Source organism: Vibrio sp. SCSIO 43153, assembly GCF_023716625.1.
Lineage (GTDB): Bacteria > Pseudomonadota > Gammaproteobacteria > Enterobacterales > Vibrionaceae > Vibrio > Vibrio rotiferianus.
Genome location: NZ_CP071856.1, coordinates 440,603 through 465,194, shown reverse-complemented (window position 1 = coordinate 465,194; position 24,592 = coordinate 440,603). Strand labels below are relative to the sequence as shown.

The following is a 24,592-nucleotide window of genomic DNA, read 5'->3' as shown; positions in this document are numbered from 1 at the left end:
CACCAGTCATTCTGTCTACCTTGAATGAAAATGCAGCTGAATGGTATTCCCTACCGTCACTCCAAATTGTTTCTCCAAAGATTTTACACAAGTCCAAATCATTGATTGAACCGAATTGTTTAACGTGCCTAACTACTGACAAAAACTTGGCTTTAGTAGCATTAGGACAATCCATGTTACTCAAACGATTGATAATCATATGGTTTGCATTATCTCCAGCCAAATATGACTTTTTATTTAATTTTATTAATGGATAAAGTACCCAAAAAGTGGACGTAAGTAAAGCATTATTGTGACGTGCGTCGCTAATTTTAGGTCTGATTGGTTGAATTCTGACCGTAAATTGGAAGGGGAGTAAAATACCGTTAATAGATTCAATTGGATGGGTTTTGTACACGTAATAAGGTAGCAACTTCTCTGTCGTACTGCGCTTTGAGCGCATCAAATTGAGTTGTCAGTTGGTTGATTTGTGAACCTAGCTCTAACGCTTGCGTGTGATACCAATCAGCTACGATCTGGTTTACTTGGTATTGCTCTTGTTGGCATCCCAATGCGATTTTCTGCCAGTTGTTAGCGTTACTATCTAAAACGCCAGACAGCTTTCGAACGAGGTTAGCGTTTTCTTTGACTTTATTGACAAAAAGCCGAGCGGCATTCAGTTGATTTTCTAATAAGGCTTTCTTACTTTCTGACTGCCATAACAGCGAAATATCTGGCTCTGAGAAGGTTTGCGTTAATAACCGGCGCTGCTTGTGTTCATTTAGAAGTTGGTTGTAGGTGGTTGCGTGTCGATTGTAGGTAGACTCTAATCTATTGAATTGGGTAAGATTATTATTCCATGAATTTTCATTACATTGAGGCTGTTCTTTCGCTAATAGAGCAAAAGAACAACACGTTATTGATGATATGACTAACCATTGTGAAAAAAGTGAATGCATAATGAGCTACTTCGCAATAGGCGCTCTTTCCATTATAGGATGCATCTTTAATGTCGCTCATTAGCCAAAACATTACAGGGAAAGAACATGAAGAAAATCATAATTGCTGTGTTCATTTTGCTTCTATTAGGCGGCGCAGGCGCGGGCTATTATTTCTTTTTCATGCAGAGTGATGAGCCGGAAGCTACTGTTGCTGAGCCTGTACCTGTTACCACTGAGAGCACTGAGGCACCTAAGCCTATAATGGACTTAGAAGCCAAACCTAAGGAAATAACGGAATACTACGTTATTGAAAGAAAGATCAGTGTTTATAACGAACCAAGTGAAGATGGCTTAATCGTTGACTCTCTATACAAGGGAGAAAAGCTCTCCGTTCTCGAAAAGAAAGATGGCTGGTTCAGAATTTCTGCTTACATTGTTTATCATGAAGGCGGTGAAGAAACCGCAGAGTGGGTAGATTCTCAAGGGCTTTCAGATGCCGCCCCTGTCATTAAAGAGCAAGAGCGTCTTGAGATTCTGGACAGCTACCTAGGTAAATCTGATGACTTGAAAGAACATCGAAAAGTATTTCGCAGCACAACTCAGAGGCTACTAAAAGATGGTACTTGCAAGCCAGAAGACTTTGAGGAATTAGGTGGATGGGTACGTTCGGTGACTTACAAGACACGTAATGTTTACTTCATATATTGTGGTGGGATAGAGCAAGAGAACAAAATCTATCTTGATGTCGATAACGGCGATATTTTCTATCGATGAGTCATTCCCAGAGTATTGTTTCTAGCTTAATTATGAATTTAGAATTTTTTAGTTGTTAACTATACACGATGAGAATATTATTCAAGGGTCGGACTGGTTGAGTTCGACTCTTTTATTTTAAGTGAGCAGTTATGCCTTGGTATTTCATTAGACACCTCTTTTTGTTGCTTTGTGCAATGGCGTTTGTGCCTGCATACGCAGCAATTTCTGATACAGAGGTTTCAGTACCAAGCCACGTTAAAATCAAAGTAAAACCTGTAGTCTCCAATCAAGTTAACCAACCTGTTGATTTTAAAGAGCTGACAGAAGAAGAGCCTGTTCAATCTCCAGTATCTGAAGGGCATGTCAGCCAAGACTCCTACGCTATTTTTAACTATCAACGATTTACGTCGCATCTAAGAGAAAATATCGATGATGAACATGTTGATAGTGTTTCCGATTTAACCTCGCCATTTTACGCCGATGCAGGCTACGCTTACGGACTGCACACTACAGTATGGCGTCAAAATCGTTCTACGTTTAACCACTTCGTTAGCGATCATCGCCTTTCCGGCTGGAAAGAAACCAATGCGATGTACGTAGCGCTCAATAGTCAGTTTTCTGCATAAACACCATCACTCTGCACATTTTGTGCATTCTTAACACGACGACTTTTCTACAGAGCAAATAGAAGCTCTGGGTGTTCTATACCTGCATTTTTCAGGTAAGCGTTTGTCGTGTCTTGAATCTAATTAATTGAAACTTCACTGCAAAGTGAAGGGATGATGTTTACATGAAGAAAACACCCGGAACACAAAAAAACAGAAAAGTGCTGAATCATTACTCAGCATGGAAATATGTTGTACTCGTTACGACCATCATTATCTTAACGCTAAGTGCAATCCCAACTTGGTTTGGTGAGCAACCTTCTATTCAGGTGACGTTTGCTGATCAAAACAACAGCGCGATGTCGTTGGTTCAATTAGACCAACTATTGAAAACGCATCATATTCCCGCCTCAAAGATTATCGAGAAAGACGGAAAAACCACTATCGTGTTTGATGGTGAAGATGCTCAAAGTAAAGCGCGTGCATTACTAAATGAGCAACTAGACCAAGACGACAGTATCACGTTTTCATACGTATCTGTTGCGCCAGAGTGGCTTAATGAAATGGGCTTTAGCCCAATTAAACTAGGTCTCGACCTTCGTGGTGGTGTTCAGTTTTTGCTTAATGTCGATGTGAATAAAGCGTTCGAAGAGCAGCGAGATGCACTTATCGATGAAATCAAAGCTAACCTTCGTGAGCAGCGTATTCGTGGTGTTCAAGTTCGTTCAGAGGCGCATAATCACATCGCCGTAAACAGCGAAAATGAAGAAGGCTTGAAAGCGGCAAGTCAGTTCATTCGTCAAAACTACCCTGGTTGGACAATGACCAGCTCTGACCGCGGCTTCGAACTTCAACCAAGCGAACAAAACATCCAAGAGTTCCAAACCACGACACTTCAACAAAACTTGAAGATCATGCGTGGACGTATCGAAGAGCTAGGTATTACTGAAGCATTGGTTCAGCGTCAAGGTAAAGAGAGCATCCGTATTGAGCTACCAGGCGTTCAAGACCCTGCACAAGCTAAAAACGTTATTGGTGCAACGGCAAGCCTTGCCTTCTATGAAGTAAAAGATGCGAGCCAAGCGCGCACTAGCCAAGATTTGGTTCTTAAAGATAACGATGGTCGCACCGTTATTTTGCAAAAGCGTCCGGTTCTTACTGGTGAGCATATTGTGAACGCTCGCGCGGGTGTCGATCAGATGGGTATGTCAGAAGTGAACATCTCTCTCGATCACGCTGGTGGTAAGAAGATGAGCGACTTCTCTGCAACTCACATTGGTAAGCCAATGGCAACGGTCTACCGCGAGTACAAAACAAACGAACGCGGTATGACAGAGCGTAGTGAACGCGTAATCAGTGTTGCAACCATCCAATCTCAGCTTGGTAGCCAATTCCGTATCACAGGTGCTGGCAGCATGGATGAAGCACAACAGCTTGCGCTACTTCTGCGTGCTGGCTCGCTTACTGCGCCAGTGACTATTGTTGAAGAACGCACTATCGGAGCATCGCTTGGTGCAGAAAACATTCAAAATGGTTTCGCAGCACTAGCGCTAGGTATGGGCTTAACCCTTCTATTTATGGCGCTTTGGTATCGTCGTTTAGGCTGGGTAGCAAACGTAGCATTGTGCGCAAATATGCTTTGCTTGCTTGGTCTTATCGCGTTGCTTCCAGGTGCGGTACTGACACTACCAGGTATTGCAGGTTTAGTTCTTACCGTTGGTATGGCCGTTGATACCAACGTGATTATTTTTGAACGTATTAAGGACAAAATGCGTGAAGGCCGTAGTTTCGCACAAGCGATCGACTTAGGCTTTGACAGTGCATTTGCGACAATCCTTGATGCCAACATCACCACCATGATCACAGCAGTGATTCTATACGCGATCGGTAACGGTCCAATTCAGGGCTTTGCCTTAACACTAGGCTTGGGTCTGATGACCAGTATGTTTACGGGCGTATTTGCTTCTCGTGCAATGATCAATTTAATTTGGGGCCGCGATGGCCGTCGTGATGTGAGGGTTTAATCATGGTCGAAATGCTAAAACAAAATATTCGCAAGATTCGTTATTTCACTACTGCTGTGTCAGCGGTACTAACAATCATTGCTCTGGTAGCTCTTGGTATGAAAGGGCTTAATCTCGGTCTCGACTTCACTGGCGGTATGGTTACTGAAGTTAAGGTTGATAAACAACTGACTAACCACGATTTACTTAATGCTCTTCAACCAAAACTTGGCGAATCAACATCGGTTACGCGTTCTGGTGAAGACGGTCGTTGGGTCATTCGTTACTCTGCGCCGGCTGAAGGCCAAACACTATCAAGTGTTGCAGACGTTCTTAAGCCAATCTCGCATCAAGTTGATGTGGTGAGCAACAGCATCGTTGGTGCTCAAGTGGGTCAAGATCTGTTCGACCAAGGTGGCCTAGCATTGCTGATTTCGGTACTAACCATTCTTGGCTACCTGTGTTTCCGCTTTGAATGGCGTTTGGCGAGTGGTTCGTTATTTGCTCTAGCACACGATGTGATCTTGGTACTTGGCTTCTTTGCTATTACACAAATGGAGTTTAACTTAACGGTATTTGCGGCGATTCTGGCGATTCTTGGTTATTCGCTGAATGACTCGATCATCATTGCAGACCGTATTCGTGAGCTCCTTGTCGCGAAACAAAGTTGGAAGACCGAGAAGATCAATGATGAAGCGGTATTGGCGACGTTCTCTCGTACAATGGTGACATCAGGTACAACGCTGATAACCGTTGGTGCGCTGTGGATTATGGGCGGCTCTGCGCTTGCTGGCTTCTCGACAGCAATGTTTATTGGCGTACTTTCTGGTACGTGGTCATCAATCTCGATTGGTACGGTGCTTCCTGAATGGTTGAAGCTAGAACCAAAACACTACCTACCAGTAGAGATCGACACTGCACCATAATGCTTGGTGTGTAATACCAACCAGAAAAGGTATTTGGGCAATGTGACCATCTACTTACCCTGATTGGTATAGGTAAAAGTGCTTGCGCCACTCAATTAGAGTGGCGCTTTTTTATCTGGACAAACGACAAACGACAAACGACAAACGACAAACGACAAACGACAAACGACAAACGACAAACGAGAGGCGTTATTTCACACGCATCAGTCGATGCTTGACTGAGCCCAAATCAAACTCAATGATTTGCGAACGCTTCATTGATTCAACTTTGGTAAGCATCGCCTCTTTATACCCTTTCTTTTTCATCCATTGTAATGGCTCAGAAAAACTGTCTTCATTGACCACATAAGACTCGCCTTTATGTTCACCCGCATAGACGTTGACAACCCACACTCGGGCCTGAAAATCCAACACTTCACCAATAGATTGCTTGAGCTTGTTTAAAATGTTCTTCATAACTTAGGCTTTTCTAACTCATTAATAGCCATACACCCACACCCATCATCAAGGTGCCAGCGATTCGGTTCATTAAGCGTACGTTTTTTGATTGCCCCAGTAAACGCTTCAATCCTTTGCCGCCTGTTGCGTAAAGAGACATACAAATGAACTCGAACATCAAAATAATAGAAACCAGTATGACAAGCTGAGGTGCAAGAGCAGCACTCTGATCGATAAAAGGAGGCAGAAGAGAAATCATAAACGCCCAGCCCTTCGGGTTCGCGATAGCGGTAACAAAGCCCTGCAAGACCAAATCCCAGTTGCCGCTGGTAGGGACATCAACGTTCTCAACATTGATCGCGAGTTTGCCTCTTGAGCGCCACATTTCGATACCCAAGTAGAGTAGGTAACCACCACCAATCAATTTAAGTGCGGTAAATAACCAAGGGTAGTTAAGCATAATGGCTGCGATACCGAGTACTGCTGCGACAGAAACGAGAGCAACACCAACTAATTCGCCTGCCATCATCCATAAGGTTCGTCGATATCCGACACTCATCCCTAGTGTTAGAGCAAGCGTCATGCACATCCCTGGCGTAATAGAGACAAAAAAGAAGGTGGGGATGAACATGGTTAACAAGGCTGTATTCATGAATATTGATGATTGTATAAGTAAACAACTAGGCCACAAAGATAGTGCAAAAGGAGAAGAGATGCCACCTCTAAACAATCTTGAACACGCCAGTATAGAGTTAACATTCAATTATTTAATAAAACTTAAATAGTAATTAAATGCATGCGACATATTAGTGCGACTTTGCACCAAAGAATGACATTTATAAATAAACGTGGCTGATTGGAATGAAGGTTAGAAGAATGTTTACCTGATATTTAATATTTTTCCAATAAACAAATTTATCACCAAGTGACGTTTGTTTTAATAAATTAAATACTCAATAAAATGCTAACCAAATGATATATTTCATATTTATTAGTAAGTCGGTTAGAAGTATTGCTCCAATGATTTAATCGCAATTTATTACTTGATTGAAGAAGGATGACCTTAAACTCTTAGTCAATGTAACGCACATAAAAATGCGTTCAACTTACTGAATAATCAGTGTTTTTTAAATTTAATAATGACATTATAGTTAAGGTTTTTTCTTTTAAAACATGAGTTTATGTTAAGTTAACGTTTTTATAACATTTCATTGCGAGTGAGATCTAAATCAATCTTATGCAAATGAATGAGTTTTTTATTTGAAATGTAATATTTCTAGGTTAACTTAAAATAAAAGGCAGCAGAGGATTTGTTGCCACAAGAATAAATTAACACGTCAGTTGGCGATACATTTCGCCAATGTCTTAATTCGCTTTTTTAATGCCGTTAAGAATGGAGTCTTCAATGAAGAAAGTCGCTTTGATCACTGGATCAAAAGGCGGAATTGGTTCTGCTATTTCCTCTCAATTAGTGAATGATGGTTATCGAGTAATAGCTACTTATTATACCGGTAATTATGAATGTGCTTTGGAATGGTTTAATGAAAAAGGGTTTACGAAAGATCAGGTACGCCTTTTTGAATTGGATGTAACCAACACAGCGCAATGTGCTGAAAAATTAGCACTTTTGCTTGAGGAAGAAGGAACCGTTGATGTCGTGATCAACAATGCAGGTATCACACGTGATGGCGTGTTCAGAAAGATGACTGCACAAGCTTGGAACGATGTAATCAACACCAACCTCAACAGCTTATTCAATGTCACACAGCCTTTATTCGCAACGATGTGCGAAAAGGGTGGTGGTCGCATCATTAACATCTCTTCTGTAAATGGCCTTAAAGGTCAGTTCGGTCAAGCAAACTACTCAGCGGCTAAGGCTGGCATGATTGGTTTCTCTAAAGCATTGGCATACGAAGGTGCTCGTTCTGGCGTGACCGTGAACGTTATTGCTCCGGGATACACAGGCACGCCAATGGTTGAACAGATGAAGCCGGAAGTGCTTGAGTCTATTACTAACCAAATTCCAATGAAGCGTTTAGCTACGCCTGAAGAAATTGCAGCATCAGTAAGCTTCTTAGTAAGTGATGCCGGCGCATACATCACTGGCGAGACATTGTCAGTGAATGGCGGCCTATACATGAGCTAAGGAGTGAGATGATGGAAAAAGTATTTATCGTTGCAGCGAAACGCACACCTATCGGTGCGTTTGGCGGAAGCTTAAAAAACACATCAGCAGGCGATCTAGCTGCGGTGGCAATCAAAGGTGCTCTTGAGGCCGCATCACTATCTGGCGAGAAAGTTGATGAGGTTATCGTTGGTAACGTGATTGCTGCAGGGCAAGGCATGGGTGTTGGGCGTCAAGCGGCATTGTTTGCTGGCATTCCAGAGTCAGTCCCTGCATACGGCGTCAACATGGTTTGCGGCAGTGGTATGAAAACCGTCATGGATGGCGTTTCTCATATTCGCAGTGGCGATGCAGAAATCGTTGTGGCCGCTGGTGTAGAAGTGATGTCACAAATCCCATTCATTGTGCCGAGCAATGTGCGTGACGGCAACAAGATGGGGCATATGGAACTGAAAGATCTCCTTATCGCAGATGGCTTAACGGATGTTTACAACCAATACCACATGGGTGTGACAGCAGAAAACGTAGCTAAGGAAGTGGGCTTATCTCGCCAACAGCAAGATGAGTATGCATTAGCAAGTCAACAAAAAGCGGTGGCGGCTATTGAGGCCGGTAAGTTCAAAGATGAAATTGTCCCAGTAGAAGTCAAGCAACGTCGCGAAACTGTGGTATTTGACACAGATGAATACCCAAAAGCAAACGCGACGCTAGAAGGTTTGAGCAAGCTACGTCCTGCGTTTGACCGTGAAGGTACAGTAACCGCAGGTAACGCTTCAGGTATCAACGACGGTGCAAGTGCCATCATCTTGGCTTCAGAAAGTGCCGTTCAAGTAAACGGTTTGACTCCGATTGCAGAGGTAGTGAGCTACGCTCAATCAGGGTTAGATCCTCAAATCATGGGCCTTGGCCCAGTGGAATCAGTCAATAAAGCGTTGCAAAAAGCTGAACTGAAAACCAGCGATATCGATGTTTATGAATTAAATGAAGCCTTTGCGGCACAAGCGTTAGGTGTAATTCATAAATTGGCAGAAACCAATCAAGTACCCGTGAGCTCAATTCAAGACAAAGCCAACTTCAATGGTGGTGCAATCGCATTGGGTCACCCACTTGGTGCTTCAGGTAACCGTATTCTGGTTACGCTAGTACACGAACTTCACAAACAAGACGGTCAGTACGGGGTTGCCTCACTTTGTGTGGGCGGCGGTATGGGCACGGCTGTGGTTGTAAAAGCAGTTAAGTAGTTATTTAAACGGACATTTTTAATTCTTTCTCTAGGAGATAAACCATGTACACTGATTTCTTTAAAACTTTTAGCGATCAAACTGAAAAGAATCTAGAACCATACTTGAAGTTCAATAAGCTAGTGACAAAGAACGTAGAAGTTCTTACTGAGCTTCAATTGAACGCAATCCGCACTTACAGCGAAGTTGGCCTAAACCAAATGAAAGCGGCGTCAGAAATCAAAGATGTGACTTCTCTAACGGCGTTCAACAGCCAGCAACTTACCGTTCTTACTAAGCTTTCTCAGCAAATGATGGACGACAGCAACAAGCTGCAAGCTATTGCCAAAGAATTCAAAGAAGACGTTGAGCAAATGACTTCGGAAAACCTAAAGACTGTTACGCCTGCGTAATACGTCCGCTTATCGCCGCCCGAGATCTTGGGCGGCGTTGTTTTTTCCGAATACAGGAGTAAGACTATGTTTCAACACTTCTTTTCGGACTATCTTGTAAAGCTTCAGGAAACCAATCAACAGTGGTGGCATGATTTCGAAGTTAACAAGGCAGTCGTGAATTCTCCTTTGAATAAGGCCATGCAAGAAGTGAACTTTGAGGATACTGCTAAACTGTTCGAACAAGCGGCAAACCAGCCGGCTGCAATTTTAAAGTTACAAGCGGAATGGTGGGAGCAACAGCTTCAAATATGGCAGAACGTGGCTCTAGCAGGCAATCAAACACAGATTATCGAAGCAGAGAAGGGCGATAAGCGTTTCTCAAATGATGCTTGGCAGCAAGAAGCGATGTACAGCTTCATCAAACAATCATATTTGTTATTTAGCAAAACCTACCTAGATACACTTGATTCAATCGAAGGGCTAGATGAGAAAACCAAAGAGCGAATTACCTTCTTCTCTCGTCAAGCTATCAACGCACTCTCTCCTTCAAACTTCATCGCGACTAACCCTGAACTGCTAAAACTCACTCTTGAGCAAAATGGTGAGAACCTACTTACGGGGCTAGAGAAGTTAAAAGAAGATGTCGAGTCGAGCGCGGATATTCTCAAAGTACGCATGACCAACAACAATGCGTTTCGTGTGGGCGATGACGTTGCAACGACTGCGGGCGATGTGGTTTTCCAAAATGAATTATTTGAGTTGATTCAGTACCGTCCTTTGACAGAAAAAGTGAATGCGACACCTCTTCTGATCGTTCCGCCTTTCATCAATAAATACTACATCCTCGATCTAACGGCTAAGAACTCGATGGTTCGTTGGTTATTAGAGCAAGGTCACAGCGTATTTATGATGTCGTGGCGCAATCCTGGTAAAGAGCAAGCTCAGTTTGAGTTTGGTGACTACGTGACGGAAGGCGTCGCAAAAGCAGTTACTGCAATTGAAGACATCACAGGTCAAGAGCAGATCAACGCAGCGGGTTACTGCATCGGTGGTACGGTACTGGCGAGCACCGTGGCGTATTACGCAGCTAAGCGCATGAAGAAGCGTATCAAATCTGCGAGCTTCTTTACGACGTTACTCGATTTCTCTCAACCAGGAGAAGTCGGCGCGTACATTAATGACACGATTATTAGTGCCATTGAAACGCAGAATAACGCCAAGGGTTACATGGATGGGCGCTCGTTAAGCGTGACATTCAGTCTGCTGCGTGAAAACAGTTTGTACTGGAACTACTACGTCGATAATTACTTGAAAGGTAATAGCCCGGTTGATTTTGACCTGCTCTACTGGAACAGCGACAGTACAAATGTGAGTGCTGCGTCCCACAACTTCTTACTGCGTGAACTTTATCTAGAGAATAAGCTAGTACAAGACAAAGGCGTCAAGATTGGAGGAGTGTGGATTGATCTGAACAAGATTAAGATCCCAAGCTACTTTGTGTCGACCAAAGAAGACCATATCGCGTTGTGGCAAGGAACTTATCGCGGAGCGCTTAATACTGGTGGCAACAAGACGTTTGTTTTGGGTGAATCAGGGCACATTGCTGGTATCGTCAATCATCCTGCAAAAAACAAATATGGCTATTGGTTAAATGACAATCTTGATGACTCGGCAGACGAGTGGTTTAACAATGCGAATCATCAAGAGGGCTCTTGGTGGACGCATTGGCATGACTGGTTGATGCAATTTAACCCGAAAGAGCAAGTCGAACCATTCCCGGTCGGCTCTGAGCAGAATCCTGTAATTGATGAAGCCCCCGGTCAATACGTTAAACAAGTATTGCCTATCAAAGAGTCCTAGACTGCTCCTTATAGCAGTTGCATTTGGCGACCTACACGGGTCGCCTTTTTTGTTTCTGGCGTATCTTAGGGAGCCTAGGAGGTTTAGTGGGGAATGAAGTAGTGAAGTACGGAATCCTGAGCCGTGGTAATGAGAATTTGAGTCGGTGGGAGGTTGAAAGCAAAACTTCTTAGAGCATTGTCAGCGCTCTTGAATTCTCGGAACCACAAAGAAAAAACGCCAAGCAAATGCTTGGCGTTTTCCGTCAACAAAATAGGCAAAAATGTCGACTGGTTCGAGGCGGTTTAGACCTCTTTATCCTTACCTAGTGAGAGTAGCCATAGAGAGATTGCTGCTACTCCGACAAAGCCGGAAAGAATAATAACTGGCATTGCGCTGTATCCAAGGAAATGCCAGATAAAGGATTCAAGATTACTCATATTCTGTATTTCTCCTTATTGCCAGCCTTCAACGCCATGCATGTCAGGCAGTTTGTGTGCGATACCTTTGTGACAATCTACACAAGTTTTGTCGCCTGACGCCAACGCGGTAGAGTGTTGAGCGGAGGCACGTTTACCTTGCTGAGAGTAGTCCATGTAATCAAACTGGTGACAGTTACGACATTCCAACGAGTCGTTTTTCTTCATACGCGCCCACTCACGTTCAGCTAAGTGTTCACGACGAGCTTGGAATTTCTCCGGTGTATCGATCGTCTTCGTTACGAAGTGTGCAAACAACTCTTTAGATGCTTGAACTTTACGAACGATTTTATCGGTCCATTCGTGTGGTACGTGACAATCAGAACAGATTGCACGAACACCAGAGCGGTTCGAGTAGTGAATCGTTTCTTGAATTTCAGTAACGATAGGAGCGTGACAGCCAGAACAGAATTCTTCTGTATTGGTCGCTTCCATACCCGTGTTGAATGCGCCCCAAAACAGAAGACCACCAGCGAAGCCTAGGAATAAAACTACACCGGCGGCAGCTTTACTCGGGCTCGACAGTCTCTTCCAAAACGCTTTAAGTATTTTCATAAGTAACCTCTTAGTACTCGCGTTTCAATTACTGAAGCGAATCGACTGCCTTAAATTCATTTACCACTAAAGGTTTTCCATCCGTTTGTGGAACGTGACATTGCAAACAGAAGTAACGACGTGGTGACATATCTGCCAGAACCGCGTCTTCACGGTTAACGTAGTGCGTTACACTGATCTTTGTAGCGCCTGCGTCTTTTGCATTTTTCCAGCTGTGACATGCTAAACATTTGTTTGCATTCAAAGATACTTCGTAATTGCGGATGCTGTGTGGGATCAGTGGTGGCTGATAAACAAAGCTGTCTGCAACGATTTGGTCTTTTGGAAAGTCTTTGAAGTCATCAGCAGGGCGTGTGTCTTCAAGTTGTGCAGTACCACGTAGAGACTCAAGTCCGCCGGTGCCGCCCGGGTTATCGAGTTCGGCTACTGCTGCACCACTAACTAGCGCACCTACAGATAACAGTGCAATTAGAAATTTTTTCATTATTAATTCTCCGCCTAATGGCTAAATTCTTAGGTATGACTGCTGCTTTCACAGCAGTCATCGCACTCTTAATTAAGCAATTTTTGTGATCTTCACTGGACACTTCTTAAAGTCCGTCTGCTTAGACAGAGGATCCGTAGCGTCTAGGATCAGTTTGTTAATCAAAATACGAGCATCAAAGAATGGTACGAATACCAAGCCTTCAGGTGGACGGTTACGGCCGCGAGTTTCAACACGAACGCGTACTTCACCACGTTTGTTTGCAATCAGAACTTCTTCACCGCGACGAACGTTACGTTTCTTCGCATCAGCAGGGTGCATGTAAACCACTGCATCAGGAACCGCTTTGTAAAGCTCAGGTACACGACGAGTCATAGTACCTGTGTGCCAGTGCTCAAGAACACGTCCTGTACACAGCCACATATCGAATTCAGCGTCCGGCACTTCTGGTGGCGCTTCGTATGGTGCAGAGATAATCAGTGCTTTACCATCTGGCTTACCGTAGAAGTCCCAACCGCTGCCAGCTTTAGCGTATGGATCTGAGCCTTCTTTGAAGCGCCAAAGCGTTTCTTTTCCGTCAACCACTGGCCAGCGTAGACCACGAACTTGGTGGTAAACATCGTAAGGTGCTAAGTCATGACCATGGCCGCGACCAAACGCTGCGTACTCTTCAAACAGACCTTTCTGTACGTAGTAACCGAAGTGGTGTGCATCGTCGTTCAGCTCACGCGCTTCTTCAATTGGGTATTTGTTAATAACGCCGTTGGCAAATAGCATGTCATACATGGTTTTACCACGGTATTGAGGTGCTTTCGCTAGTTGCTCTTCGGTCCAAACTTCTTCCATCTTGAAGCGTTTAGAGAACTCCATCACCTGCCATAAGTCAGACTTAGCTTCGCCTACAGTACCGACTTGTTGGTACCAAGCTTGAGTACGACGCTCTGCGTTACCATAAGCGCCTTCTTTTTCGATCCACATTGCTGTAGGTAGAACTAGGTCAGCAGCTTGCGCTGTTGCTGTTGGGTATGGGTCAGAACATACAATGAAGTTTTCTGGGTTACGGTAACCAGGAAGACGTTCACCATTGATGTTTGGACCGGCTTGCATGTTGTTGTTACACATTACCCAGTATGCGTTTAGCTTGCCGTCTTTTAACATGCGATCTTGAAGAACCGCGTGGAAGCCAGGTTTAGGTGGAATAACACCATCAGGAATATTCCAGATACCTTCTGCAATCTTACGGTGTTTAGGGTTAGCAACAACCATGTCGGCTGGTAGGCGGTGGGCAAACGTACCAACTTCACGAGCGGTACCACATGCTGATGGCTGACCAGTAAGTGAGAACGGGCTGTTACCTGGAGTCGCAATTTTACCTGTTAGCAAGTGAATGTTGTAAATCAGGCTGTTCATCCATACGCCACGAGTATGTTGGTTCATACCCATTGTCCAAAGTGACATTACTTTCGTGTTTGGATCCGCGTATTGTTTTGCAAGCTCGATCAACTTCTCTTGCTCCACACCAGATAGCTCAGAAGCTTTCTCTACTGTGTAAGGTGCAACGGACTTTTTGTACTCTTCGAATGAAATAGAGCTCATTTTGCCAGAGTTAGGGTTAGCGGCAGCTTTTTGAAGTGGGTCATCATCACGTAGGCCGTAACCGATATCTGTTGTCGCTTGCTTGAAGTTTGTATGCTTGTTTACAAAGTCCCAGTTTACGGCATCATTTTCGATGATGTAGTTTGCAATGAAGTTTGCGATTGCTAGGTCAGATTGAGGTTCGAAGATGTAACCTTTGTCTGCTAGTTCAAATGAGCGATGGTAGTAAGTCGATAAAACGTTAACTTTAACATGTGGGTGACTTAGGCGACGGTCAGTAATACGAGTCCACAATACTGGGTGCATTTCTGCCATGTTTGAACCCCAAAGCACGAAAGCGTCTGCATTCTCGAAGTCATCATAACAGCCCATTGGTTCATCGATACCAAATGTACGCATGAAGGCACCTACAGCAGAAGCCATACAGTGACGAGCGTTAGGGTCGATGTTATTTGATCGGAAACCGGCTTTCATCATTTTTGCAGCCGCGTAGCCTTCCATTACTGTCCATTGACCAGAACCGAACATACCAACACCAGAAGGGCCTTGTTTTTTAAGTGCTTCTTTCCACTTATCAGCCATAGTGTCAAATGCAACATCCCAAGATACAGGCGTGAACTCACCGTTCTTATCGTATTTGCCATCTTTCATACGCAGTAGCGGTTGAGTCAAACGGTCTTGACCGTACATGATTTTCGATAGGAAGTAGCCTTTGATACAGTTTAGGCCCTTGTTCACTGGTGCTTCTGGGTCACCCTGCGTTGCTACTACTTTACCGTTTTGAGTACCAACAAGAACAGAACAGCCTGTACCACAGAAACGACAAGGCGCTTTGTCCCATGTGATTTTGGTTTGATCAGAGCTTGCAATCAGATTGGTTGCAGAAGCTGGTAGTGTAATACCTGCGACAGCAGCAGCTGATGCAGCCGCGTTTGCTTTCACAAACGCACGTCTTGTCATTTTCATACTTCACCCTCAATTTGGGAATGTTGTGTTCCAGTGTCTTCTTTGTCCGTTTCTTCTAGCCCAGTTTCGATTTGGTGATAAACCAGTACTGTGCTTAAGACATTCGGTAAATTATTAATCGCATCGATCGTATCGGTGATGAAACCTTGGTTTTCGGTTTCTAGCACCACCACAATTTTGCCTTCTGGGCTATCCCCATAAATTTCTGCGTTTTCGTACGCTTCAATTTGGGTCTTTACTTCAGCCAGGTGCTCAGGCAGAACATGGATTACCAGACTCGATATGTGCACTTCGTTTAGTGACATGTATGTCTCTCGTTTCTATCGCCTTTAGCGCTAAATAAGGGCTAGGCTGTTATATTGCTCACATTGATGGATGAAGTAGGGCAAACTGATACACAGGCGCCGCAGCCGTTACACTCATCAAGGTCTATATTTGGTTGTGCTACTTTGCCAATTTCCAATTGGAACTTAATTGCCATTGGGTCGCACATATCCCCACAGCTTCGGCATTCGACATTTTGCGTTGCTAAGCAGCTCTCGTTGATCGTTGCTTTTGCCTGCCATGGTTGCTCTTCTTCTGCTAAAAAAAGCGGCTCAGGACAAGCATCGGCGCATTGATAACAAAACGTGCACTCATCAATCGAAAAATCAACGGCAGGAAAACCGCCGTCACTTTTGGTAATAATCTTGGTTTCGCAAGCCTCGATACATTTACCGCAGCGAGTACAGTCATCGATGAACTGAGTTGGTTTTGCCAGCCAAGGAAGACGTACCGAATTATCCGGTTGCGTTTTTCTTGCAAAAAGTCTTCGTCTAGAAAGGTCTACCACTTAGTTACCTCAAAGTTAGAAACCCAAACTAAGCATAGTCCACAATTTCATTAATAAACTGTCATTTAAGTACACGAAATTGTAGTTTTTGACATATATCTATAAATACCTCTTAGGAGGTAATTGGGATGCAATGTTGTTTTGGATCAATAAATTCCAACGCAGGTGATCACATATTGATAAAGTTAAAAGATAATGCGTGTTACATAGTAAGAAATGCGGTTGTCGTATCAGCGGAGTTCAGAGTTGTTTAATAATGTGAAAAAGTCAGTAACACGTACCATAGCATCTGCCATGATGTTGATTTTGCTCCTCTCAGTGGCGACGACTGGCTTTGCTATTTTCACTCTTGCATCGAGCCTTAATGATGCAGAGGCCGTCAATGTGTCTGGTTCAATGCGCATGCAGAGCTATCGATTAGCTCACGATATTCAGAGTGAATCTGTAGACTATTCTTCACATATTGACTTATTTGAGCAGTCTATATACTCCCATTCGATGCTGGCACTGCAACATTGGTCTGTACCTGACGACATTACAAAAGATTACTACCGTTTGATCCTTCGCTGGCATGAACTGAAATCGGTGTTGAAGAGCCAAGATAGAGACCGATATTTGGTGTTGGTAGCGGGCTTTGTGAAGCAGATTGATGCGTTCGTTTTTAAGCTACAGCATTATTCTGAGCAGAAACTGATCAACTTAGCGTGGATTGGTGGATTAGGGCTCGGAGGCATTTTGTTTGTTAGCATGTTTGTTGTGCATTTTGTCAGGCTTGAGGTGGTCAGGCCGTTACGTGCATTAGTATTTGCTAGTGAGCAGATTCAGAATCGTTCATTTAACGTGTCATTGAACGTTTCAAGTGATAACGAAATGGGTATCCTAACCCGAACCTTCAACAACATGGCGCACGATCTAGGCCAGTTGTATCGGGGGTTGGAGCAAGCAGTTAATGAGAAAACTCGCAAATTGCAACATGCTAACCAGTCGTTACAAGTGCTTTATGACTCATCGAAGGAGCTGACCGCTTCGCGCATTCATCAAGAGAACTTTCAAGCAATCCTACAACATATTGTAAGCTTGGAAGGTATTCGTGCTGTAAAGCTTGAAATCGACCAAATTGGCGAACCAAACTGGATACTGACGGAAGGTGAAGAGTGTCGTCATGATTGCGATAGTGAGTGTCATAGCAAAACACTGACTCTCGATGGTGAGCACCTTGGTTACTTGCACTGGAAAGCGGGCTTACCGTGTCCTAATGAGTCACTTATCGATAACTTTGTGCAGATCTTATCTCGTGCGGTATATTACAACCGCGCACAAAGGCAAGCCGAACAGTTATTGTTGATGGAAGAACGAGCCACCATTGCGCGTGAGTTGCATGATTCATTAGCTCAAGCTCTTTCTTATCTTAAGATCCAAGTCTCGCTATTAAAGCGAAGCGTAAAAGGACTACCGGATGAGGTGGCAGTTGCGCAAACTGCGCAAGTTATTGCCGAACTCGATACTGGGTTATCGGCAGCTTATACTCAATTACGAGAGCTTTTAACGACGTTTCGTCTCTCGATCAAAGAGGGCAGCTTTGGGCAAGCCCTACAAGAAATGGTGGCAACACTGGACGAGCAAACCACAGCGGTCATTTCATTGAATAACCAACTTTCGTCTACTGAGCTTGATGCGCACCAGCAAGTGCATCTACTACAGTTGATAAGAGAAGCGACAATCAACGCCATTAAGCATGCGCAAGCTGAGAACATTAACATTGAATGCCTTGAATCAGACGGTTTTGTCACCGTGAGAGTCGAAGATGATGGCGTTGGGTTTGATAGACAAGATGAAAAGTTAAATCACTACGGTATGAGTATCATGCAAGAGCGTGCGGCAAGGCTCCACGCAGATTTGAGTGTTGAGGCTCAACGCGACATGGGCTGTACCGTAACATTAGAATTCCAGCAGAGTAAGGAAGTATAAATTGACAGTGTGTAAAGTAATGCTGGTGGATGATCACCCACTGATGCGACGTGGTATCCAACAGTTATTGAGTTTCGAACAAGAATTCGATGTAGTTTGTGAGGCAAGTAGCGGTGCAGATGCGATTGCACAAGCGCATGAACATGAACTGGATTTAGTGCTACTCGATCTAAACATGAAAGGTATGTCGGGCTTAGACACACTAAAAGCATTGCGCGCGGATGGTTGTGAAGCTCGTATTGTAATTTTGACGGTTTCTGATAGCCCAGCAGATATTGAAGCGATTGTTCGTAGTGGTGCAGATGGCTACCTTCTAAAAGATACGGAACCCGATGAGCTTGTTGAGTTGCTAAAAAGTGCACATCAAGGTGACAAAGCCTATAGCCAAGCCGTGGCTAACTATCTAAGTGAGCGTTCTGATCAAACGGATGTTTTCGATTCACTAACGGATCGTGAAACACAAATTCTGCAAGAAGTTGCGAGGGGTTTCCGCAATAAGCAGATTGCAGACCGACTGTTTATCTCGGAGTCTACGGTCAAAGTGCATATGAAGAGCCTTTTGAAAAAACTGCAGGTTCCATCGCGTACAGCCGCAACGGTTTTGTATCTGGAACGATACGGTGAGGTGAAGTAAAAGGTCTCAGGGAATGAGCCGTTGAACTAAACAATTACACACTGCAAAGCTTCTCGTTCTCACTTAAAACCTTTGATTACTAATGCCTGCGCCTTTAAGCGTGGGCATTTTTGTTCGTGACATCTCTTTTTTAGGGCTCTTTCCAAGAGTTTACTTGGATTGGTGTTCACTCAACTATTCATCTTGCGTATGCTAGAAGCCATAATAATGAAAATAAACTTGTCAGTTTTCTCGTACTATATGCGGTAACAATCTGATAAACTTCTGATCAGGTTGTTGAATATTTGAAGGTGGTTGAATGTCTTTTCCTGTACTCATCTGTGATGACTCAGCGCTCGCGCGCAAACAGATGGCGAGGTCACTGCCTGCAACACTGAATGCAGATATCACTTTTGCCATTCACGGTAAAAACGCGCTAGAAGAGCTAGCGCAAAAAGAATTTAAGCTCATGTTTCTTGACCTCACCATGCCTGAGATGGATGGTTTTGAAACACTTGAAGAGATGCGTAGGCTGGGGAACACCACGCCTGTTGTTGTTGTATCGGGGGATATTCAGCCTAAAGCAAAAGAGCGCGTTTTTGCGCTTGGCGCTAAAGCATTTATTCAAAAGCCCATCGGTAAAGATGAGCTAAAAGCAACACTAAAAGAGTTGGTTGAGCCGCCGCAGGTTCCGCAAGTTGTTATGCCTAGCGTTGTTGAGCTGCCAATTTTGCGTAGACGCGATATCTACATGGAGGTGGCCAACGTCTCGATCGGTCGTGCAGCGGATGCTTTGGCTCGCCATTTCGACGTATTTGTTCATCTGCCTTTGCCAAACGTTAATATTTTTGAGCTCAGCGAGCTTCATATGGCGCTAAGAGATTTGGCTTCACATGATAATGTTTCAGGTGTTTGCCAAGGCTTTTGTGGAGAAGGGATCGCCGGAGAGGCCTTAGTTATCTTAAGCGATTCAAGTGTTTCTGATCTGAAGAAACTCATGAAGGTACCTGCTGATAGCGAAGAGCTTGAAGAGCTAGAGCTGCTAATGGATATCTCCAATATCTTAGTCGGGTCATTTTTGAATGGTTTAGGGGAACAAGCGGAAGTTCGTTTCTTCCAGAGCTCTCCTGTTCTTTTGGGTCAGCACATATCAATTGACTCGATTATCGAATCCACGACGGGCGCGTTCAGTAGAACTATGACCTTCGAGGTGAGTTACAATATTGATGGCACTTCAATTCGTTGTGATCTTTTGTTTATGTTTGTCGATGAGTCGCTTCCGCTTCTTGACAACAAACTGTCGTATTTGATGGAGGATTTCTGATGTTGAATCTGCCTGCAGAATTTGAACAGTTCCACTGGATGGTCGACATGGTTCAAAATGTCGACATGGGATTGGTGGTTTTGGACCGAGATTACAATGTTCAAGTGTGGAATGGCTTTATGACTCACCATAGTGGTCTTCAATCTCATGATGCAATTGGCCGCTCGATCTTTGATATTTTTCCAGAGATCCCTCAAGAATGGTTCAAGCTAAAAACGAAGCCGGTTTATGATCTAGGTTGCCGAAGCTTTATTACTTGGCGCCAGCGTCCATATCTTTTCCGTTGTCGTAACGTTCGTCCTGTTACACAACAAGCGGAGTTTATGTACCAGAATGTAACGCTTAACCCAATGCGAACCCCAACTGGGAAGATAAACTCATTATTCCTTTCTATTAATGATGCGACCGCAGAAGCGTTACTCGCTCAACCAAAATAAACACAGAGAAGCCGAGGTTAACCTCGGCTTTTTTGTATACCCTTATAGATAGGGCACACGGTATGCAGATTGATGATATGGACTTTAGTTTAGCGTTGAAACTCTACACCGCAGAGCAAGTGAAAAGCGGAGAGGTGGAGGCTGCTCGCTTGGCGGGCATCTCTATGTATAGCTTGATGCAACGTGCGGGGATGGCGGTATACGAACGCTTTCAAACTCTTTACCCTAGAGCGAAGAAAGTGGTTGTTTTGTGCGGAAAAGGCAATAACGGTGGTGATGGGTATGTCTTTGCGACGCTCGCACAACAAGCACAACTTGATGTTTCAGTCTTTCAAGCCGGAAAAGAAGAAGCACTCAAGGGGGACGCTAAACTCGCTTTCCAAGAATGGGCTCTTAATGATGGCAGGCATTCAGACTGGAATTATTGGGAGGAAGCCCTGTTTGAAGCGGATGTCATTATTGATGCCTTACTAGGCACTGGTCTAAGTGGGGACGTTAAGACACCGCTCAGTGAGTATATTGACCAGATCAACCGTATACGATGCCCCGTCATTTCGATTGATATTCCATCAGGTCTTTGTGCCAATACAGGTAATGTATTAGGCCATGCCGTTAAAGCCGACCATACCGTGACATTTATCGGTGTTAAACAAGGACTCTGTACTGGGCAAGCGCGCTCGAACGTCGGGGAGCTTCATTTTGCTGGATTGGGTGTTGAGCGAGAGTTCCAGTCTATCACTGATGAAAGCGCTCTAGGCATTGATCAAAAAATAATTAGTCGGTTGTGGCCAGAAGCGAATCCAACGGCCCATAAAGGTGACAACGGTAAGTTACTGTGCGTGGGTGGTAACCAAGGTATGTCTGGAGCCATCCGATTATGTGCATCAGCGGCCACTCGCACAGGAGCAGGCTTAACGGCCGCCATAACCCATCCGAATTCTTTAATACCTTTACAGGTTGCCTCACCAGAAGTCATGAGCCAGAGTATTACTCTAGAGCAGCTCAAAGATACCGATAACGAACTAGTGAAGCGAGCGGACTGGGCTGACGCTTTGGTTTTGGGGCCTGGCTTAGGGATGGATTCTTGGTCAGACGGAGTTTATCAACTGCTCTCCGATGTAGAAAAAAGAAAGTTATTGGATGCCGACGGCCTGAATTTACTTGCAAAATGTAATGTAGGTGAGGTAACTCCAAGTAACCGTGATGATTTGAGGATCATTACTCCCCATCCGGGAGAAGCTGCAAGGTTGTTGAATTCAAACATAGAACAGATTGAGAGTAACCGATTTCAAGCCGTGAGGGCGTTGCATGAGCAATATGGTGGCGTTATCGTTTTAAAAGGCGCAGGTACTTTAATATACGATGGAAGCAGAATGTACGTTTGTCTTGCAGGCAACGAGGGTATGGCCTGCGGCGGTGTTGGTGATGTTCTTTCCGGTATAATTGGTGGTCTATTGGCCAGAGGCTTATCTATCTCTATCGCGGCAAGGCTCGGCGTCGTCATTCATAGCTGTGCTGCTGATGAAAATGTGCGGAAGTTTGGTCGAGTTGGTTTGCTTGCCTCAGATATAGTTACTGACGTTAGAGGTACAATTAACAGCCACCTTTGAATCGTTCAAATCAAAAGGGAGTGATCAAGGCTTTGAGACTCTCTCTATTTGCGTCTTTATTCTCTTGACGTCGATCTCAGCTTTAAAGCCATTATCAAAATGTGTAGTTGCCACTAAGTGAAAATGAAGAGATGTCGATATCATCATTAGCTATTTGATAATTGTAATTCAGATTAACAGATAATCTTTTGCTCCAAGGAGATAGCATACCAACACCAACTTCAAAATATGGGCTAGTTGTCCTATCAGAGGTTTCTACAAACTTTAGTTGGTTATTATCCCAATAATCTTGCGTCACTTTTAAAGAACTCACACCACCTTTCGCTTGTACATTTAGCCTTCCGAAGTAGTGGATCAATTTAACACCTGCGCCAAAGCCATCTGCATCAGAAGTAAAGTCTGTATTATTTTGAGATACATCAGTGTTAAAGGAGCTTGCTCGGGTGTAGTTGATATCGAGTGCGACAAATGGTGTGAAAAAGTAATTATAGCCAGCTTGGGTATATAGACCGCTTTCACTGCTTCCATCTTTAGAGAAAGTTGAAATACCTGTATGCCCATATACTTCATGGCCGCTTTTTGCCAAAGCGTTTCCACTGGAAAGGGAAGTAATGATGACGGTAGTAAGGAGAAGAGATTTGTTTTTCATACGCTTTGCCAATGTTTTGATGTGAGTGGGTTGCGTTTGATTATATATAATTATGGTACGTTGTACTATTTATTTTCGAGTTTTGCCACATGAGAAAATCTGATAGCGAAAAATATCTAACTTTTGAAGAAAAAATCAGGGCGCATTGGTGGAATTTAGTTACCGAACGCTCGATTTTGTGAGATAGGTAGAGCGAAAGTTGTACGATTAGAAAATCAAAAAATAGAAAGTAAGCAAAGGTTTGCGCAAAGGATTACCTAAAGATTGGTTTTAACTACTTGATATTGCTGATTAAGTTGTGATTTGGAGGTTTTGGTGGGTGTTTTTGATATGCAATTTCCAAGATGGTATCACAAAAAAAATTCAAATATCAGACTTGTAGGAAATAAATCACGGCCTATAATGCTGAAAACCGGAGCGTCTGCCAACGCTCCGGTTTTTTTGTGTCCGAAGAACAGTGAACTCGTCTGCCAACGACTTCACTACGCACTCTGAGGTGACACATATACATATGAATCAAGGAATTACACAATGCGTATCGAACAAGAACTTAAGTTAGGTTTTAAAGATGTACTGTTTCGCCCGAAACGTTCTACCCTGAAAAGCCGTTCTCAAGTAAATTTAACCCGCGATTTTACATTCAAGCATAGTGGCCGTCAATGGTCAGGTGTGCCTGTAATTGCAGCTAACATGGATTCGGTTGGTAGTTTTGCAATGGCTAAGGCACTAGCAGAGCATGGTGTAATGACCGCTGTTCACAAGCACTACACAGTGGAAGACTGGGCAGAGTTTGCAAAATCAGCAGACAAAACAACGCTAAACAATGTAATGGTGTCTACGGGTACATCGGACGCAGACTTCCAAAAAACCAAAGACATTATGGCTCTGTCAGATGAATTCATTTTCATCTGCATCGATATCGCGAATGGTTACTCAGAACATCTGGTTGACTATGTAGAGCGCGTTCGTGCAGAGTTCCCAGACAAAGTGATCTCTGCTGGTAACGTCGTAACTGGTGATATGTGTGAAGAGCTGATTCTAGCAGGTGCAGACATCGTTAAAGTGGGTATCGGCCCTGGTTCTGTATGTACCACACGCGTTAAAACTGGCGTTGGTTACCCGCAACTTTCTGCAATCATCGAGTGTGGCGATGCAGCTCACGGCCTTGGCGGTATGATCGTTGGCGACGGTGGCTGTTCATGCGCAGGTGATGTAGCGAAGGCATTCGGCGGCGGCGCTGATTTCGTAATGCTTGGCGGCATGCTCGCTGGTCATGAAGAGTCAGGCGGCGAAGTGATTGAGAAAGACGGTGAGAAGTTTATGAAGTTCTACGGCATGTCTTCTAAGAGCGCGATGGACAAGCACTCTGGCGGCGTAGCTGGCTACCGCGCAGCTGAAGGTAAAACCGTACTTCTACCTTACCGCGGCAGTGTTCACGGCACTATCCAAGACATCCTTGGCGGTGTTCGCTCAACATGTACATACGTAGGCGCAGCAAAGCTTAAAGAGCTAACCAAGCGTACTACGTTCATCCGCGTACAAGAGCAAGAGAACAACGTTTTCGGTAAAGAGTAATCTCAAGATTATTCGGAAAATACGAATTATAGAGAGCCGCTGATAGCGGCTCTTTTTTTGTCTAAAATTTGCCAAGTGGCGACAAAGTGGCGACAAACTACAGGTTAGTGATTGGGTTATGAATGATTGCTTCTGAAAGGTGACTCTATACTTAGCTTGTTCTTCAGTATGTAGCAGAAGGGCGTGTAGCACTCCGTAAACAGCTTGTTGCATAGTTATTAGTTTGAAACTGGATAACATGCTTAGATACAGAGTAGTTTTTAGGAAGCCCCGATAC

24 protein-coding genes are annotated in these 24,592 nt (G+C 44.0%); 14 read left to right on the top strand and 10 right to left on the bottom strand.

Annotation, left to right across the window (positions count from 1 at the left end):
• Positions 1 to 374 precede the first annotated feature (374 nt).
• Positions 375 to 938, bottom strand: coding sequence for an ATPase (locus tag J4N37_RS18225; RefSeq protein ID WP_088879330.1), 564 nt, complete (start codon positions 936 to 938; stop codon positions 375 to 377).
• Between the two features lie 87 nt (positions 939 to 1,025).
• On the opposite strand from J4N37_RS18225, the gene J4N37_RS18220 reads away from it, so the two are divergent.
• The 4 genes from J4N37_RS18220 (at position 1,026) to secF (ending at position 5,210) form a co-directional block, all read left to right on the top strand.
• Positions 1,026 to 1,694, top strand: a complete 669-nt coding sequence (locus tag J4N37_RS18220; protein ID WP_010451302.1) for an SH3 domain-containing protein — start codon at positions 1,026 to 1,028, stop codon at positions 1,692 to 1,694.
• Between the two features lie 131 nt (positions 1,695 to 1,825).
• On the top strand, positions 1,826 to 2,302 hold the full coding sequence (locus tag J4N37_RS18215) for a hypothetical protein (RefSeq protein WP_010451303.1): 477 nt from the start codon (positions 1,826 to 1,828) through the stop codon (positions 2,300 to 2,302).
• A 164-nt stretch (positions 2,303 to 2,466) separates the two neighbouring features.
• On the top strand, positions 2,467 to 4,305 hold the full coding sequence (secD, locus tag J4N37_RS18210; protein ID WP_010451304.1) for a protein translocase subunit SecD: 1,839 nt from the start codon (positions 2,467 to 2,469) through the stop codon (positions 4,303 to 4,305).
• A 2-nt stretch (positions 4,306 to 4,307) separates the two neighbouring features.
• Positions 4,308 to 5,210, top strand: a complete 903-nt coding sequence (gene secF, locus J4N37_RS18205) for a protein translocase subunit SecF (protein WP_252043031.1) — start codon at positions 4,308 to 4,310, stop codon at positions 5,208 to 5,210.
• A 189-nt stretch (positions 5,211 to 5,399) separates the two neighbouring features.
• On the opposite strand, the gene J4N37_RS18200 is transcribed toward secF, so the two are convergent.
• Positions 5,400 to 5,666, bottom strand: coding sequence for a hypothetical protein (locus J4N37_RS18200; protein ID WP_252043030.1), 267 nt, complete (start codon positions 5,664 to 5,666; stop codon positions 5,400 to 5,402).
• A 13-nt stretch (positions 5,667 to 5,679) separates the two neighbouring features.
• Complete coding sequence (locus J4N37_RS18195) at positions 5,680 to 6,300, bottom strand: LysE family translocator (protein ID WP_033005057.1); 621 nt, start codon at positions 6,298 to 6,300, stop codon at positions 5,680 to 5,682.
• Positions 6,301 to 7,053: 753 nt separating this feature from the next.
• Between J4N37_RS18195 and J4N37_RS18190 the strand changes: the two genes are divergently transcribed.
• The 4 genes from J4N37_RS18190 to phaC all read left to right on the top strand — a co-directional run bounded on the left by J4N37_RS18190 (position 7,054) and on the right by phaC (position 11,248).
• Positions 7,054 to 7,794, top strand: coding sequence for an SDR family oxidoreductase (locus tag J4N37_RS18190; protein WP_252043029.1), 741 nt, complete (start codon positions 7,054 to 7,056; stop codon positions 7,792 to 7,794).
• A gap of 11 nt (positions 7,795 to 7,805) precedes the next feature.
• Positions 7,806 to 9,014, top strand: a complete 1,209-nt coding sequence (locus J4N37_RS18185; protein ID WP_252043321.1) for an acetyl-CoA C-acetyltransferase — start codon at positions 7,806 to 7,808, stop codon at positions 9,012 to 9,014.
• 44 nt (positions 9,015 to 9,058) lie between these two features.
• A complete protein-coding gene (locus J4N37_RS18180) occupies positions 9,059 to 9,406 on the top strand; it encodes a phasin family protein (protein ID WP_005433494.1) in 348 nt (115 codons plus the stop codon).
• 66 nt (positions 9,407 to 9,472) lie between these two features.
• Positions 9,473 to 11,248 (top strand): class I poly(R)-hydroxyalkanoic acid synthase, encoded by a 1,776-nt coding sequence (phaC, locus tag J4N37_RS18175; RefSeq protein WP_252043027.1) that lies wholly within the window; start codon positions 9,473 to 9,475, stop codon positions 11,246 to 11,248.
• Between the two features lie 284 nt (positions 11,249 to 11,532).
• Here phaC and J4N37_RS18170 read toward each other — a convergent pair whose 3' ends face one another.
• The 6 genes from J4N37_RS18170 to napF all read right to left on the bottom strand — a co-directional run bounded on the left by J4N37_RS18170 (position 11,533) and on the right by napF (position 16,139).
• Positions 11,533 to 11,667: a TIGR02808 family protein gene (locus J4N37_RS18170; RefSeq protein WP_005433365.1), complete on the bottom strand. Its 135-nt coding sequence runs from the start codon at positions 11,665 to 11,667 to the stop codon at positions 11,533 to 11,535.
• A gap of 15 nt (positions 11,668 to 11,682) precedes the next feature.
• The gene (locus J4N37_RS18165) at positions 11,683 to 12,261 is read right to left on the bottom strand and encodes a NapC/NirT family cytochrome c (protein WP_051119369.1); all 579 of its coding nucleotides are present in this window, start codon (positions 12,259 to 12,261) and stop codon (positions 11,683 to 11,685) included.
• Positions 12,262 to 12,289: 28 nt separating this feature from the next.
• Positions 12,290 to 12,745, bottom strand: coding sequence for a nitrate reductase cytochrome c-type subunit (locus J4N37_RS18160; protein WP_010451318.1), 456 nt, complete (start codon positions 12,743 to 12,745; stop codon positions 12,290 to 12,292).
• 72 nt (positions 12,746 to 12,817) lie between these two features.
• Positions 12,818 to 15,307: a periplasmic nitrate reductase subunit alpha gene (gene napA, locus J4N37_RS18155; RefSeq protein ID WP_010451319.1), complete on the bottom strand. Its 2,490-nt coding sequence runs from the start codon at positions 15,305 to 15,307 to the stop codon at positions 12,818 to 12,820.
• Positions 15,304 to 15,612 carry a chaperone NapD gene (locus tag J4N37_RS18150; protein WP_010451320.1) on the bottom strand — a complete coding sequence of 103 codons (309 nt, stop codon included), beginning with the start codon at positions 15,610 to 15,612 and terminating at the stop codon, positions 15,304 to 15,306. Before J4N37_RS18150 ends, napA begins: the two co-directional genes overlap by 4 nt.
• A gap of 41 nt (positions 15,613 to 15,653) precedes the next feature.
• The gene (napF, locus tag J4N37_RS18145) at positions 15,654 to 16,139 is read right to left on the bottom strand and encodes a ferredoxin-type protein NapF (RefSeq protein ID WP_045386681.1); all 486 of its coding nucleotides are present in this window, start codon (positions 16,137 to 16,139) and stop codon (positions 15,654 to 15,656) included.
• Between the two features lie 246 nt (positions 16,140 to 16,385).
• Here napF and narQ point away from each other — a divergent pair, with 246 nt between their 5' ends.
• From narQ to J4N37_RS18120, 5 genes are all read left to right on the top strand, one after another.
• Positions 16,386 to 18,107: a nitrate/nitrite two-component system sensor histidine kinase NarQ gene (narQ, locus tag J4N37_RS18140; protein ID WP_010451323.1), complete on the top strand. Its 1,722-nt coding sequence runs from the start codon at positions 16,386 to 16,388 to the stop codon at positions 18,105 to 18,107.
• Between the two features lies 1 nt (position 18,108).
• Positions 18,109 to 18,741, top strand: a complete 633-nt coding sequence (locus J4N37_RS18135; protein ID WP_010451324.1) for a response regulator — start codon at positions 18,109 to 18,111, stop codon at positions 18,739 to 18,741.
• A gap of 298 nt (positions 18,742 to 19,039) precedes the next feature.
• A complete protein-coding gene (locus tag J4N37_RS18130) occupies positions 19,040 to 20,044 on the top strand; it encodes a response regulator (protein ID WP_010451325.1) in 1,005 nt (334 codons plus the stop codon).
• Positions 20,044 to 20,481 carry a PAS domain-containing protein gene (locus J4N37_RS18125; protein ID WP_010451326.1) on the top strand — a complete coding sequence of 146 codons (438 nt, stop codon included), beginning with the start codon at positions 20,044 to 20,046 and terminating at the stop codon, positions 20,479 to 20,481. The genes J4N37_RS18130 and J4N37_RS18125 overlap by 1 nt, the downstream gene beginning before the upstream one ends.
• A 77-nt stretch (positions 20,482 to 20,558) precedes the next feature.
• Positions 20,559 to 22,091 (top strand): NAD(P)H-hydrate dehydratase, encoded by a 1,533-nt coding sequence (locus tag J4N37_RS18120; protein WP_252043320.1) that lies wholly within the window; start codon positions 20,559 to 20,561, stop codon positions 22,089 to 22,091.
• A gap of 94 nt (positions 22,092 to 22,185) precedes the next feature.
• Here J4N37_RS18120 and J4N37_RS18115 read toward each other — a convergent pair whose 3' ends face one another.
• Positions 22,186 to 22,740, bottom strand: a complete 555-nt coding sequence (locus J4N37_RS18115; RefSeq protein WP_138955175.1) for an outer membrane beta-barrel protein — start codon at positions 22,738 to 22,740, stop codon at positions 22,186 to 22,188.
• A 531-nt stretch (positions 22,741 to 23,271) separates the two neighbouring features.
• On the opposite strand from J4N37_RS18115, the gene J4N37_RS18110 reads away from it, so the two are divergent.
• A complete protein-coding gene (locus J4N37_RS18110) occupies positions 23,272 to 24,315 on the top strand; it encodes a GMP reductase (RefSeq protein ID WP_010451329.1) in 1,044 nt (347 codons plus the stop codon).
• The last annotated feature ends 277 nt before the right edge of the window (positions 24,316 to 24,592 follow it).